Source organism: Bradyrhizobium sp. AZCC 1588 (assembly GCF_036924735.1).
GTDB lineage: Bacteria > Pseudomonadota > Alphaproteobacteria > Rhizobiales > Xanthobacteraceae > Bradyrhizobium.
In genome coordinates this window covers 7296774-7310307 of sequence record NZ_JAZHSC010000001.1, presented here as the reverse complement: position 1 = coordinate 7310307, position 13534 = coordinate 7296774, and the positions used below count along the sequence as shown (strand labels likewise).

At 59.4% G+C, this 13534-nt stretch carries 14 protein-coding genes and 1 pseudogene; 9 read left to right on the top strand and 6 right to left on the bottom strand.

Annotated elements, in window-relative coordinates; genetic code table 11:
* Nucleotides 1-281 precede the first annotated feature (281 nt).
* Both V1277_RS34330 and V1277_RS34325 read right to left on the bottom strand, forming a co-directional pair.
* The gene (locus V1277_RS34330) at nucleotides 282-635 is read right to left on the bottom strand and encodes a hypothetical protein (RefSeq protein WP_334420145.1); all 354 of its coding nucleotides are present in this window, start codon (nucleotides 633-635) and stop codon (nucleotides 282-284) included.
* A 336-nt stretch (nucleotides 636-971) separates the two neighbouring features.
* Complete coding sequence (locus tag V1277_RS34325) at nucleotides 972-1526, bottom strand: thioredoxin family protein (RefSeq protein ID WP_334420144.1); 555 nt, start codon at nucleotides 1524-1526, stop codon at nucleotides 972-974.
* 410 nt (nucleotides 1527-1936) lie between these two features.
* Here V1277_RS34325 and V1277_RS34320 point away from each other — a divergent pair, with 410 nt between their 5' ends.
* The 4 genes from V1277_RS34320 to V1277_RS34305 all read left to right on the top strand — a co-directional run bounded on the left by V1277_RS34320 (nucleotide 1937) and on the right by V1277_RS34305 (nucleotide 4844).
* A complete protein-coding gene (locus tag V1277_RS34320; protein ID WP_334420143.1) occupies nucleotides 1937-2428 on the top strand; it encodes a peptidoglycan-binding domain-containing protein in 492 nt (163 codons plus the stop codon).
* A gap of 295 nt (nucleotides 2429-2723) precedes the next feature.
* Nucleotides 2724-3203 carry a DUF5680 domain-containing protein gene (locus V1277_RS34315; protein ID WP_334420142.1) on the top strand — a complete coding sequence of 160 codons (480 nt, stop codon included), beginning with the start codon at nucleotides 2724-2726 and terminating at the stop codon, nucleotides 3201-3203.
* Nucleotides 3204-3411: 208 nt separating this feature from the next.
* Nucleotides 3412-4056, top strand: coding sequence for a LysE family translocator (locus V1277_RS34310; RefSeq protein ID WP_334420141.1), 645 nt, complete (start codon nucleotides 3412-3414; stop codon nucleotides 4054-4056).
* Between the two features lie 266 nt (nucleotides 4057-4322).
* Nucleotides 4323-4844, top strand: a complete 522-nt coding sequence (locus V1277_RS34305) for a hypothetical protein (RefSeq protein WP_334420139.1) — start codon at nucleotides 4323-4325, stop codon at nucleotides 4842-4844.
* 551 nt (nucleotides 4845-5395) lie between these two features.
* Here V1277_RS34305 and V1277_RS34300 read toward each other — a convergent pair.
* A complete protein-coding gene (locus V1277_RS34300; protein ID WP_213286105.1) occupies nucleotides 5396-5617 on the bottom strand; it encodes a hypothetical protein in 222 nt (73 codons plus the stop codon).
* Nucleotides 5618-5789: 172 nt separating this feature from the next.
* Between V1277_RS34300 and V1277_RS34295 the strand changes: the two genes are divergently transcribed.
* Complete coding sequence (locus V1277_RS34295) at nucleotides 5790-5978, top strand: hypothetical protein (RefSeq protein WP_334420138.1); 189 nt, start codon at nucleotides 5790-5792, stop codon at nucleotides 5976-5978.
* A 35-nt stretch (nucleotides 5979-6013) separates the two neighbouring features.
* On the opposite strand, the gene V1277_RS34290 is transcribed toward V1277_RS34295, so the two are convergent.
* Nucleotides 6014-6952, bottom strand: a complete 939-nt coding sequence (locus tag V1277_RS34290; RefSeq protein WP_334420137.1) for an AEC family transporter — start codon at nucleotides 6950-6952, stop codon at nucleotides 6014-6016.
* 496 nt (nucleotides 6953-7448) lie between these two features.
* Between V1277_RS34290 and V1277_RS34285 the strand changes: the two genes are divergently transcribed.
* Together V1277_RS34285 and V1277_RS34280 are read left to right on the top strand one after the other, a co-directional pair.
* On the top strand, nucleotides 7449-9245 hold the full coding sequence (locus tag V1277_RS34285; RefSeq protein WP_334420136.1) for a vanadium-dependent haloperoxidase: 1797 nt from the start codon (nucleotides 7449-7451) through the stop codon (nucleotides 9243-9245).
* A 370-nt stretch (nucleotides 9246-9615) separates the two neighbouring features.
* Nucleotides 9616-10644: a fatty acid desaturase gene (locus tag V1277_RS34280; RefSeq protein ID WP_334420539.1), complete on the top strand. Its 1029-nt coding sequence runs from the start codon at nucleotides 9616-9618 to the stop codon at nucleotides 10642-10644.
* A 732-nt stretch (nucleotides 10645-11376) separates the two neighbouring features.
* Here V1277_RS34280 and V1277_RS34275 read toward each other — a convergent pair.
* Complete coding sequence (locus V1277_RS34275) at nucleotides 11377-11742, bottom strand: LysR substrate-binding domain-containing protein (protein WP_334420135.1); 366 nt, start codon at nucleotides 11740-11742, stop codon at nucleotides 11377-11379.
* A 20-nt stretch (nucleotides 11743-11762) separates the two neighbouring features.
* Between V1277_RS34275 and V1277_RS34270 the strand changes: the two are divergent.
* Both V1277_RS34270 and V1277_RS34265 read left to right on the top strand, forming a co-directional pair.
* Nucleotides 11763-11996, top strand: a pseudogene (locus V1277_RS34270) (carboxymuconolactone decarboxylase family protein); the annotation flags it as partial.
* 175 nt (nucleotides 11997-12171) lie between these two features.
* Nucleotides 12172-12384 carry a hypothetical protein gene (locus tag V1277_RS34265; protein WP_065729736.1) on the top strand — a complete coding sequence of 71 codons (213 nt, stop codon included), beginning with the start codon at nucleotides 12172-12174 and terminating at the stop codon, nucleotides 12382-12384.
* Nucleotides 12385-12447: 63 nt separating this feature from the next.
* On the opposite strand, the gene V1277_RS34260 is transcribed toward V1277_RS34265, so the two are convergent.
* Nucleotides 12448-13506, bottom strand: a complete 1059-nt coding sequence (locus V1277_RS34260) for an alcohol dehydrogenase (RefSeq protein WP_334420134.1) — start codon at nucleotides 13504-13506, stop codon at nucleotides 12448-12450.
* Nucleotides 13507-13534: the final 28 nt, after the last annotated feature.

Genomic DNA, 13534 nt, shown 5'->3' with positions numbered 1-13534 from the left:
GGCGCTTAAGCGCCGGTCGTCTGCGCGCCGTGTGGTCGCTCACGAGGCAAAGCCCGCCCTGCAATCACGAAGCGCGCCTGACGCTGCTGCGTCCACCGCATTCCATGCCCAACGTCCGTGACGTTCGCGATACGCCCCTCTTGGCGGGCCGGAACGGGCGAAGTTGTACGGCTGATTTGGGGGCGGCGAGAAGCGGAATATTTTTGATTCCTGGGCTTGACACGATTTCGGAAAATCAGAAGTGATTTGCCTGTCGCGACCGGTTGGTCGCAGCCAGCTTATCAGCCGCAATTCCAGATCGGCCCGATCGGCGTGCGCGTCCAGCAAGGGCCGAAGCTGCCGCCATTGTAGCGACCGCCGAAAAAGCCGGGCCGACCGAAATAGTGCCAGTCGCCATCGTACCCGTAATAACGCGGGACAGGATCGATATACCAAGGGCGCCGGTTGGAACGCGCCATGCGCGAAATCGAATCTTTCCGAGTGTAAGCTGGAAGGCTGTTGTTCGGCGGCTGTTGATAGCCCGGCAGGAAGCCGTAGCCGTGCCAGCGTGGCGCCGGCCGTTTATGAGGTGGCGCAGCCGCCGCGACGACGGGCAGCAGCGATAGGATGATAGCGATCGAAACGAGGCGCAACATAAGCACACCATAGACGGCCAGTTCGGGCGTGTACTCATTAAGCGACTGACTGATGTCCGCTCAACTGTCAACAGCGGCCGAATAGCGGACATAGCCCGATGTCGCAGAAGGGCCAGTTCCGGACTCATGCATTGCAGCAAAGAGCCTCATTCGATCACGCGATCGGCGCGTGCGAGCAACCTAACCTCCTCGCTGAATGGATTGCAAAGTATGCACCAGTTGCTTCCGAGCCTGTCGCCATTGCGACTGTCGCCTTCAAATCCCAGCGCGAGCGAGATGCTTTTGACTGGGTTTCCAACCGCGTAGCTGGTGGGACGCTAGGACAACGGCTCGGCCTTATGCGTCCTTCCATTTGATCGAGCAGCCGATAGACGCCTTTTGGTCAGCCGGCGCCACACCGGTGGTCGCAATCGCACGCATGGCCTCGACAAGCTCTCGGGACGCCCCCGCGCGAGGCGGATTTGTGCGGCCTTCGTCGAGTCGGCCGCGATACTTGAGCTTGCGGTCGGCATTGTAACCGAAGAAGTCCGGCGTACAGACCGCCCCATACGCCCCAGCGACTGTCTGGGTCTCGTCGTGGAGATATGGAAACGGGAAATCATGAGCCTTCGCGAAACGCTTCATATTCTCAAATGAGTCTTCGGGATAGCTCGCCGCATCGTTCGAGCAAATCGCCGCAAAGCCTATGCTCTCCGACATCAGCACGCGGGCGTCCGAAACCATGCGGTCGATCACCGCTTTAACATAGGGACAATGGTTGCAGATGAAGACGACGACGGTACCTTTTTCGCCCGCAACGTCGTCCAGTGCGTAAGTCTTGCCGTCGGTGGCCGGGAGTCGAAACTCCGCCGCAGGCGTATCAAGAACGACTTGGGTAGCTGTTGTCGCCATATCGCACCTCCTTGTGTCCAAATATATGCTGACAACGGCCTGCCGGGGCACATTTTCCAAAGCCTGCTCGCCAGTTGCGTCGTTTTGGCCATACGTCAGGCATTTCCGGTCGACCCTTAACAGCCGACATTTGGACGAGCGCGGGATTTCGTCGGTGTGGGCCAGAAGCTGACCTCGGCGGCGCTTGCTCTAGACGTCTCTAAGCTCCAAGGGCGATGCGCCGATCCCATGCCCCCGCGTGCAATGCGGCGTAGCAATCGGCGCGAGGCTAGGGAACCGTGTGCCGCGGGCAACAGTTACCCCTGCGACGAAGCGAGTGGCGCCGTCGGACGTTGATAGTTCAGGACGGCGCGGTGTATCTTTACTTTCTAGACCGAACCATCGGCAGACTTGAGGGCGAAGGAAGGGCCATGCGCGCCTTGATCCTAGCATTGTGTGTCCTAGCGATCGTCGACAGCGCGCACTTTGCTAAGGCTGGTCTGAGCAGCACGCCTCGCGAAACGTTGGCACCCGCCGAAACGGCAATCGCTACCGACGAAGCGACTCAGGAGACCGAGGAGCAGATCGGCCTCACCAAGGCAAAGCGTCGTGGAGTGCAACGTGGGCTAACCAAGCTCGGGTTCAAGACCAAGGTCAATGGGAAGTTCGACGAATCGACTCGCGCCGTCATCGCGCGCTGGCAGGAGGAGCATGGCTACCCTACGACTGGCTTCCTCAACGCCGCCCAGCACAGGGTACTAACGGACGCCGCGGCAGAGGCTAGCAAATCTGGCCATCAAGACCGTCGTCGCGCTGGGAGCCGTACTCGCCATTCGCGTGGTGTCGGCGGTCCAATCGGCGCGATCGGCGGTGCGGTGCACGGCGTTGTGGGGGGTGTGGTGGGCGGGCTATTCCGCAGGTGACTCGTCCAGCCTCAAGATAGTTGGAAATGCGCCTGCGCAGCCTAGCACTTTGTTGGACGGCTGTGACGATCGAATCGCCTCGGGCGAACTCAGGGCATGCGCGTGGCTAGAGGCCGGAGGGTGATGTCGGAGATGGGTCGAAAGCGTCGTTTTCACCGTCCGACGAAGACTTCCGGTATACCCCGGTGAACGGACATCGCCAGGGCCGGTTGGCATGTCTCAAAAGGGCAAGTAAGGGACATTGAGAGATTCGGCGCTCCTAGTTAATAATAGGCCCAAACTACTGGGGCGGAGCATGTCGAGTGAGTTGGACGACCTTGCTGCATTTCTGTTGGAGGCTAAACGGCGCACATACGCCGGTTTGGATGACGACGCGAGTGTGACAGCACCATTGCTCAATGGGTCTAAGCAGCTAGAACACCAAGCATGTCCGTATGCATATCGAGACATTTATTTCGGTATGGGGTTCTTCGTTGGACAAGAGACGGTGTCGAAGGATGGCAAAGTCGTTTGGTCAATGTGTTACAGTGGCGGCGTCGATCCGGATATCGGGGATCGAGATACTCTTCTAGTGATCTACAATTTCCTTCGTCGAGCCTTGCTCGCGGGACGCATTGATATGCCATATCGCGGCCCCGCTTCATTCGAGGTCGATGACATGAGCTATCGCAATAGCGTCGATGGAACCTTGGCACGCTTTCATGGTGTAGAAGAAATCTCGCGGCGCGGCGAGACGCTGTACGAGTTGCGCTACAGCGGCGGACTGCTGCTGTAGGCGCGTCCGCGGAGGGCCCGAAATGGGTCAAGATCGGCGGTCTAGGTCTTTTGCAAGGCGCTCCCAATCTAGACCCGACAGCGACCTTGGACGATCGTCAAGTCTCGGAGATGCGGGCTACGCAGGGTCGATATATCAGCGCACGAGTGGTCGCAGAACCAGAAATGTGCAGTATCAAGGTTTCGCATATCCCTCTCAGGTTGCTGGCATGATTGACACGGAAGTTCTCTGGCGGTTCTTTGTTCTTTGGCTTGTGACGGTGCCTACTCCGGGCGCTAATTCACTGATGGTAACGCACCTGTCACTGACGCGTCCCGCGAAACATGTTGGTTTCGCGCTCATCGGCCACATTGTTGCAGTGATGCTGCTCGCTCTCTGTGCACTGCTTGGCTGGGCTGCACTGCTCGAGCTGTTCCCGAGCTTACGCACCATAGTGGGTGTGCTCGGAGGCGCTTACCTGATCTATTGTGGCTGGCTACTGTCGAGGCGGGCTCGTTCAGCCAATATCGCGCCTTCCCTAGCGCGCGATGACACCGACAACAACGGGACGGAGCCTTCCAAAGCTTTTTTTGTCGGCTTCGCCACGGCGCTTTCGAACGCCCAAGCGATTTTGTTTATCACGAGTATCTTTGCCGTCACGGGAGTGCTCACCGCAAACCTGCCGACAGCGGGTTCGGTGCTCGGCATCATCATCGTGTGCAATTTGAGCTATCTCAGTTTCCTCGGGTGGATATTTCGCCGTCCAACCATTCGAGCCGGGTACCAACGTTTTCGGCATTGCATCGAGGGAGTAGTTGGGGCGTTGTTCGTGGTTTTCGGTCTACGGTTGATCATACGGGAAGTGTGGCGCTGAAACGCTCGCATTGATCCGTGCGGGTTCTCTTGTGTTGCCCGAGATCACTGGCGGCGACCAACAAAACGTCTGGTCCGGGTCAGCAGGCGAAGAACTCAACCTGAGCAAATCTAGTCCGCTATGCCCCACGGAGCAGATCTCAATGAGAGCTGCGGCCACTTCGCTGATGGGCCATGAACAGATATCAAAGGCTCTGGCACAAATAAAGGGACCGTTAGAGATGTTGGATTAGCGTAAGCCCGTGTCGCCTGAACCGGGCGCAGCTCATGGGCGAAGCTAAAATGAAGGTGATACTTGCAACTATTGTAATTCTCATCTCGGCGGCAGATCAGCCCTGCCGAGCGTATTCTTTAGAACCCAGAAATGCATCGTTTTATTGTAGGGTCGAATTCTCAGGCGGGATCAGTATCAACGAAATATCGAAAAGATGGGATTCGGTTCACTTTGTGCCTGTTCAAAGGTTTACCTTAAAGCTTCAGTTCATCTCCAGCGATGTTCGGAAAGACGGTCAAGGCAACGACGAAAGCGTAACAAATTTCAAGGCGACAATCATCAGGGACGATCCATCACACATGCCCGCTAGTTGGTTCCCGAGCGGATGCGAAACCAACATCACCGTCAAGTTAGATGACCCGTGGTTTTCTTGTTCGTCGGGTGTATCAAGCTACAATATAAACTTAGGCCTATACCGCTTCCTTTCATCGTACATGGCGGGGTACGTCGACGGCTCTGAAACCAATGATGCCAAGCCGTCCATGTCTGGCGGGACGTGCTATCCAATCGAATGATGTGAAGCCGGCGAAGGAGGCGAAGGGGAAATGCCCGCTGAAAAAATCCGCCGGCCTGTAGAGCCCGCGCTAAAGACCGAATCCAGATTTTAGAGAAACCGCTTGGCTGTCGTGCAGGCACTCTGCGGCAATTGATGTCTGTTTCGGGTCAAGAACGACAAAGCTCAGGGTGAGCATAATAGGTCCGCTTTCGGGTGCATAGCGTCCGACCCGCTCCTTGGCAGGGCACATTGAGCCGGACTTTGCTGGCATCTGGCGCAAAGAAAATTCTATCCGAAGATTATCCCTAAATCGCGGAAGGCTCGCCCACGTCTTGCAACGATTGCGTTCTGCAACCGCCATCACGAAGATTTTCGGCAGAGTGTGCGATGCTTGATCTCGACTGACAGTATCCAAGAAACGCAAGAAGGGCTTCAGCGGCGCTGAGGCCCTCCTTTTGCGGGAACGGTGTCGCAGGCGAGATGCGACACCGCACCAATTTCTCAGTTACCGATCGGTCCAGCGTCCCAGCCGGACCCTGATCTGATCGTCGCTAACCGTCGATTGCGTGTTTAGTCGCAGATGCGCTCGCGGATCCTGACGCGTTCACCAAAGCGGTTGGTGCGTTCGCGGATCACGATCCGGCAGTCATCTCTGTAATCACGGTAGTAGGGGCGATCATAGCCGGGACCAACGTAAACGCCGCCAGGCCCGACGCCAAACTCGATAGCGTTGGCCGAAGCGATGGTTCCGACCGTAAGCAGTGTCGCAATCGCCAAGACAGATAGCTTCATAGATACCTCCTCTTGTCGATCAAAACCAAAGGCTTCGGACGGCATTCGTTCCGCTCTGCGGAGATTTTGATAGCGCGCTCATCTTGGGTTCCGCCAGGAACTTGACGCCTTTCCGAATGGTTGATCGAGTTGTTCTACGGCTCCTCCAGTTCCGTACTCGGGCGAGGACACCATGACTTCACTTGCGAAACTTCTCACTCAAAAGGAACAACTGCTAGGCAGGCTGGAGGAGAACCCAGGGCCCAACGAGCGCGCCGAACTGGAACGCCTTTTGGAGAAAGTCGATGCAGCGTTGAGTTCGCTGGAGCCTGCGCTCGGCGACATGGCCGAGGATCCTGACCGCCGTTCGAAACCGACTTGATCTTGTTCGCCCGACCGCTTGTCCTCTTGGCGCTTTTAGCCCGCCTGTGCAGCGAGGGCGTAGAGCCAGCCCATCAGCGTCGCTACCGACACCAGCGTTGTGATCGAGACTGTGGCCGCGACCAGAGGTTCTTCCACCTTGTACTCGCCTGCCAGGATATACACCGTCTTGGCGGTCGGCACGGCGGCACAGATGACGGCGGCGATCGTGTAGAGCGGATTGAGGCCCGACGCCAAACAAAGCCCGTAGACGATCAGCGGCATGATTACGAGCTTCACGACCGCGAGGGCGACGGATGCCATGACGTTCGAGCGTATTGCTTCAACTGACAGGCTTAGCCCAATGGCGAAGAGCGCGCACGGCGTTAGAGCAGCCGCCAAGATGTTCATATAGGCCGCGAGTAAGGCCGGCATTGGCAGGCCTGTGGTCGACCACGCAAGACCGATCAGAGTCGATAGTACCATCGGATTGAGAACGATCTGCTTCACCAGCATTACCAAACCTGCCGTCCTCGCGTGCGCGCCGCGTCCCTCGCTTTCCAGGAGAATAACCGTCGCGGGGAACATCACCCCCGCCACGAACAAGGTTGCGATGGCGGCGGGCAGAACGGCAGGCTGTCCGTAGATGGAGTGCAGGATTGGCAGCGCTACGAATCCAGTATTGGTCATCGCCGCGGCCATTCCATAGAGCGTGCTGCTGGCGCGGTCGCGTCCCCACCGGAGGTGGACTGTCAGAAAGACCACCGCGAAGCACAAAATGGAGCCACCGCCGAACGCCAGCAGAAAGCGCCATTCGAGAAGATTACGCGCCGGCTCCTGCGCGATGGTGACGAATAGCAGCGCCGGCATCGCGACGTTATAGGCGAAGTGCACAAGCCCGTCGGCCAACGACCGCGAAATGTAGCCGAGCCAACCGGCCAGCCAACCCGTGACGATAATCGCAAACACAGGAAGGACCAGGTCGGCGACTGCCATCTTGCTTTCCCCTTGACGGTCCTTTGATCAGGCGCGTTGTGAACACATGGCAAGGCAGAGTCGCGCCAAGTTAAGCTGATTGGCCACGGAAGCCAATTGACCGAATGGCCGCTTCTGGTTGAGACATGCCCGCCTATTCTGAGAATGTCCGCTGAAGGGGTAGACCGAAGCGGCTGGCAGATCGTCAAACCGACGCGAATGAACCCAAAGCGGAAGTCGTCCAAAGATCAGACGTCTTTTCAGGACGCACGAGATCGTGTACTCTTTGAATAGCTGTCGTCGCAGGCGGGAAATGCCGAATTCCTCGCGGGACTGAACGGACAGCAGTCGTGCCATCGGCAAGCATTGCACTCAAATCACCGACTCCCTTTTTCGCCGGTCCTTCAGCATTCGCATTCCAACGCGGGTGCGCGTAAGCGCGCCCGGATGCCATTTGAATCCTGTGAATCCTGAAAGCGCGGGCCCCGGAGCGGTGCCTGCGAGGGAGGAGATCTCCATGGCTGACCACCCCACCATTTCGACTGAATCTGACCTGGCATCGCCGGCCCTGCCGGCCACCGCGGTCACGCGCCGCTCGCTGCTCGGCGGGGCCAGCATCGCAGTTGGCGCCGCCGTGCTTGCGTCGCCGCCGGGCATGCCCGGAGTAACCCCGGCCGCGGCGCAGACTGTGGGCGTGAGCGTGGACGTGCGACCGCTCGACGCGGCGTTCAAGCGCCGCGCCTTCGAAGTCCGAGAGGCCTGCGCGAGAAACAACGAGAAAATTCCCATCCCGCCCCACCCGGCGAATGGCGATGAGGCGCGCTACACCAACAAGATCGGTTCGGATTCACGGGGCCTGCCGCACGATAAACGCGGCGAGGTAGAGCAAGCGGCATGGCAGGCTTTCTCTACCGCTTGCCAGTCGGGCGATCCCGCTGATTTCGAGAAAATCCCGCTTGGCGGCACGCGCAAGCTGGTCAATCCCGTAGGCACACAAGCCGTCAGTCTCAGCGGCTTGAATGCTACTCAGATTGCGATACCGCCGGCACCGGCCCTTGCAAGTGCGGAGCGCGGCGGCGAGGCTGTCGAGGTATATTGGCAATCGCTGCTTCGTGATGTTCCGCTTACCGAGTTACGTGACGACACCTCCAATCGCGACGTGCTTGCAGCTACCGAGGAACTCAACAAGCTCGCCGATTTCCGGGGGCCGAAGTCTGGTGGGCGGGTCACACCCGGTACGCTGTTCCGTGCCAATGCGCTTTATTTCGACCCAACTGACCCGAAGGGCCGCTCCGTCACGCCTCCAGGCGTTCTGGACGGCCCGCTGATCTCGCAATTCCTGCTCCGGGACGTGCCCTACGCCTCACAGTGGATCAGTGCTCAAATTCGCACCGCGTTGCCCGCGAGCGAATTCCTGACCGAATACGAGGAGTGGCTGGCGATCCAGAACGGCGCCGCAGCGAAACGCCGGTTGCAGTTCGACGCGACACTGCGATACATCACGACAGGAAGAGATCTTGCGGAGTATGTCCGCGCTGGTCCCGCACTCGGGTGGGCGGCAGCGCTGATGCTTGCAACCCCCGGCGGTGGAACGGATCAGCGGTACTCCGGGATGTATCCACTGGCGGAGCCCATATCCTACCCGTCTAACCCGTATCGGAAATCGAAAACACAGGGACCTGCGGGTGCCACCTTCGGATTGGCCTATGTGCAGGCACTACTCACCACGGGGATCAGCAACTCCGTCCGCGCGGCCTACTGGCAGAAGTATTTCGTGCACCGGGCTGTGCGACCTGAAGCCTACGGCGGTCTGGCGCACCATCGCCTCGCCAATGGCGTGAGCGACTACCCGTTGCACGATAGCTTCCTGAAATCGGAAGCGCTTGATCGCAGTAAAGCCAAATACGGCACCTATCTTTTGTCGCAAACCTATCCGGAGGCCGCGCCCCTTCACTCCACCTATCCCGGCGGCGCCACGGGCGTTGGTGCCGTCACGGCTACCATCTTGAAAGCGTTTTTCGACGAGAGCCGCGTCATCATCAACCCGGTACAGCCCGATCCGGCCGACCCGACTAGGCTCGTGCCCTATACCGGGCCGCCGCTCACGGTTGGTGGAGAGTTGAACAAGCTCGCGGTGAATTTCGGTTTCGGACGGAATTGGGCGGGCATCCACTGGCGTTCCGACGCTTCTGCCTCAATGGCGATCGGCGAAGAAGTGGCTATCGGCATGTTGCGGGACGAGCGCATTGCCCTCCGCGAACCCTTCGACGGCTTCTCCTTCACGCGCTTCGACGGCAGCCGCGTGACGATCTGACAGCAGCCGGGCGACGCCCCTGCCGTGGGGCGCCGGCCCGTGTCCGTTTCCTGCGGAAGACCGGAAGTAGTCGGCCGACGACCAAATTGACGCGATTGGACCCATGGGGCACGGGTAACGCGGAGCTGCGGTCCTTGACGTTCCCCCAATTTGTGTCCATATGCGGGTCAATCGACACTTGGCCGAACGACTGGGCCCGCTTTGCCTCGCTGCTGACAGGCACGCACGTTTCAGACCCTTCTCCAAAAATCGATCAACGGACGTAGGTGCCGATCCATCGGTGCCTCGATCTTACGTGCACTGTCAGAAGGGGATATCTGTGCATAAGAGAACTGTGCAGGGGTCTAATGGGCCAAAAGACTTTGGCTTCATTCAGACTCCCATTGGCAGCGATGACGTCCCCGACGCTCGGCGTTGGAAGCGCATTTTGGGCAACTACAGCACCCCAAGTCGGCCGCGGAGCCTGGCCGAGTTAGCGATCACGGCTTTGCCGCTCGTCATGCTGTGGACCGCGGCCTGGTTCACGTTCTCCCTTGGCTATGCCTGGGCTTCATTGCTTATCGCGGTTCCGGCCGCTGGCTTTCTCTTACGCCTGTTCATGATCCAGCACGACTGCGGCCATGGCACCTTTTTTGCCGGCCGCCTGGCGAATGACTGGGTCGGCCGCGTCATTGGCGTGCTCACGCTCACGCCTTACGACTATTGGCGCCGCACGCATGCGATTCATCACGCCACCACCGGCAACATCGATCGCCGCGGCATCGGCGATGTCGATACGCTGACTGTGCGCGAATACCGGGCCCTTTCCTGGTGGGGTCGTCTGAAATACCGTCTTTATCGCCACCCGCTGATCATGTTCGGGCTCGGACCGGCCTATCTGTTTCTTTTGCAACAGAGGATTCCGGTCGGCCTCATGCGCCATGGTTGGCAGCCTTGGGCCAGCACAATGGCAACCAATCTCGCGATTGCCGTCATCGTCGCTGTGCTCACATGGTTTATCGGGATCAAGGCGTTCCTGCTCGTGCATCTTCCGATTACGCTGCTGGCCGCCACGGCCGGCGTATGGCTGTTCTACGTGCAGCATCAATTTGAGCACACGACGTGGGATCGGGACGAGAGCTGGAACCTGCATCAAGCCGCGCTGTACGGCAGCTCGCATTACGAACTGCCGGCGCTGCTGCGCTGGTTCACAGCCAACATCGGTATTCACCACGTGCATCACCTCTCCAGCCGAATTCCCTATTACCGGCTGCCGCACGTGCTGCGTGACCACCCGGAGCTGCGCGATGTCGGCCACATAACGCTCCTGCGGAGCTTTCGGTGTGTACGACTTGTGTTATGGGACGAGGCGCAGCGCCGTTTGGTGTCGTTCCGGGAAATCAGAGCCCGGGACTTTTAGGAAGCAGCGCCAACTCTCGCAGCACCATCGCTACAGCGGTCGCGGCTTCTCGATCCGGACAGCCGCCATAGGCGTACCAGTGTCGATGGGAGGTCACGGGGTCCGACGTCGCCCTTTGGCCAGCGCGGACTGCGGCAAGCCGCCATTGGGCGACTGCGTTCAAGCTTGCGAAGCTTGAAAAAACTGACATTGATCCCGGGATACAGGTACGCGCAGAGCGGCGGGAATGGCGGATCAACTTGCACTTGCTAGGCTTCATCGGGGCGGCAGCACCAGTCCTTTGAAACAGGAGAGGTACACATTTGACTTTGTCGTCAATGGAGCATCCCTCTTCAAGGCTACTCAGGCGTCCAGCCTTGATATGTGCGGGTGCCTTTCGGACCCGCGATTAGAGCCTGAGGTGGCCGGTCGCCTCAACGGTGGAATAGCAAGCATATTGACCTCGGATGTCCCCGTCGGCGGAGGTCACCGTGTGTCTCTGTTTGTTTGCCCCGAGTGTGGCGATCTCGCTTGTGGAGCTATCACCGTTCTTGTCTCGCGGAACGACCTTGTCGTGCAATGGTCTGACTTCGCATATGATAACGGATACGAGGCCGGAACCAAGCTTACGCATGTGGGGCCCTTTGAGTTCGAGTGGGCCGCGTACTTGGCAGCAATCAGACGGGCCGATGCCGACAGAGTCGGCTTTTGAGCATTGCGGTGATCGCATTGTCACCCTAAGTCAGTACTCGTTCATCTAAATGGAGGACCCAGCTCGCCCTCGCGGGGCGCGTTTCGGCAGGTCGGCGATGCGTGCTTTGAGGGCGGTAGCGCGAAGTCCAGGAACGCGCGCAACTTGACCGGCATGAAGCGATTGGGCGGATAGACAAGGCTGACGGGTATCGGCGGCGGCTCGAAATCCTGCAGCAGCAACGCAAGCTCTCCGGATTTGACCGATTCTGCGACTTGATAGGAGAACACCGTTGCGATGCCCATGCCGCAGCGCGCGGCTTCGCACGTCGATTCAAGATGGTTCAACACCAGCCGCGACCGCACCGGCACGACATAATCGGTCTGGTCTTTCTTGAACGTCCATTCGGCTGGTGACTGCAACGGCACGAAACTGATGCAGTCGCGCTTACCCGCGAATTTCCCAGATCAACAACTGCGCCTATTGCCTCGACATGCACACGCGCGACCTGCTGACGCGCGTCGCCGATACCGGCGTGCCTGATCAAGCATGTCAGGCCGCCCGCGCCGTGTTCGAGGAGCGCGACCTCGTGGACCTCACGATCGCGATCGGCCTGATGAACGCCTACAACCGCATGGCAATCAGCTTTCGCAACACTCCGCAGGCGGCGCTCGGGAAGTAGGCATTAGGCATGCCATGGCCGTGATCGTCCCGAGAAGTTTGCAGGAGACGGCGCGTCGCCTCCCGGCGAGGTGCCATCCTCTATTCCGCTTTTTCCCGAAAGTGCTATCATTCAATGATCGCTGTACTCGGAAGGGAATGTCGGTTGGCTTTGTTCACCCCGGGGAGGTGACGTCGTGGCTAAATTGGATGACCGCACGATTGCAAACATGGAAGTTGCGCTGGAAAAAGCCTGCCGCCGTTTTCCCAACGGCGGCGATCATGAAAGCCGCAAGTATGTCGCCCGAAAGCTGATGCAGAGTGCGGAGGAGGGAAACACCACCTTGGGCGGATTGGACGTTGTCGCGCACCGGGCGGTTCAAGAACTGTCGAAGCCAAAGTCGGCATAACGATCGCGTCGCGAGCGGTGCTGCCTCAGCGCAGCAATGCCGCCGATAGCCGCGCGTGCTGCCTCAGTTCTTCAGCACGATACGCCCCACGACCTTGCCGGCGCGCAGCTGGTCGATCCATTTCTGGACGTCGGCCATCGGCTCTTCCTTCATCGGCGTCGGCTTGATCTTGCCGGCGCGGGCGAGGGCCATCAATTCCATGGCCTCGGCGAGTATGCCGACCATGAAGCCCTCGATGGTCATGCGCTTGTAGACCCATTGCACCATCGGCAGGCTGAAATTGCCGCCCATCAGCCCGGACACCACGATCTTGCCGCCGCGTGCGACGGTTGCAACGGCGAACGCCATCGATTTCTCATTGCCTGCAAAATCGACGACGCCGTCGAAGCCGCCTTCGGTCTCTTTCAGGATGCGCCTGATAACCTCGGGCTCGGCCGGATCGTAGGCAACCGCTGCGCCGTTCTGCAGCGCAGTCTCGCGCGCGGCAGGAGAGAGGTCGGCGACCGTGATGTTCTGCTTGAACATCGCCTGCGCGAACGAAAGCCCCATCATGCCGACGCCGCCGAGCCCGATCAGCAAAAGGTTGCGCTGCCGCGGACGGTCGACCAGCCGCTTCAGCGCGCCATAGGCGGTGACGCCCGAGCACATCAGCGTCGCCGCCTGATTGACCGGCAGCGGATCGTAATCCAGCAGATATTTGGCGTCGGGCACCAGCACGTGAGTGGCAAAGCCGCCATCGATGGAGACGCCGAGGAAGCGCTGCTTGACGCAGAGGTTTTCGTCGCCATTGGCGCAGTCGCGGCACTGGCCGCAGCCGATCCAGGGGAATACCGCCTGCTTCCTTCCGATCAGCTCTTTCGAGACATCGGGACCGACTTCATCGACGACGCCGGCAATCTCGTGCCCGAGCGTGAACGGCAGCGTCATGCCGCGCGTGGTGTCGAGCCTTTTGCCGCCGCCGAGATCGGCGTAGCCGTCCTGGATGTGCAGGTCGGAATGGCAGAGACCGCAGCGCTCGATGCGGACGAGGACTTCGCTGCCTTTCGGCTTCGGCGTGTCGACGATGGTTTCGCACAACGGCGCATCGAACTTGACCAGCGACTGGCGACGCATCAGCGCCATGGCATCATCTCCTCGAGCAGTTTCTTCG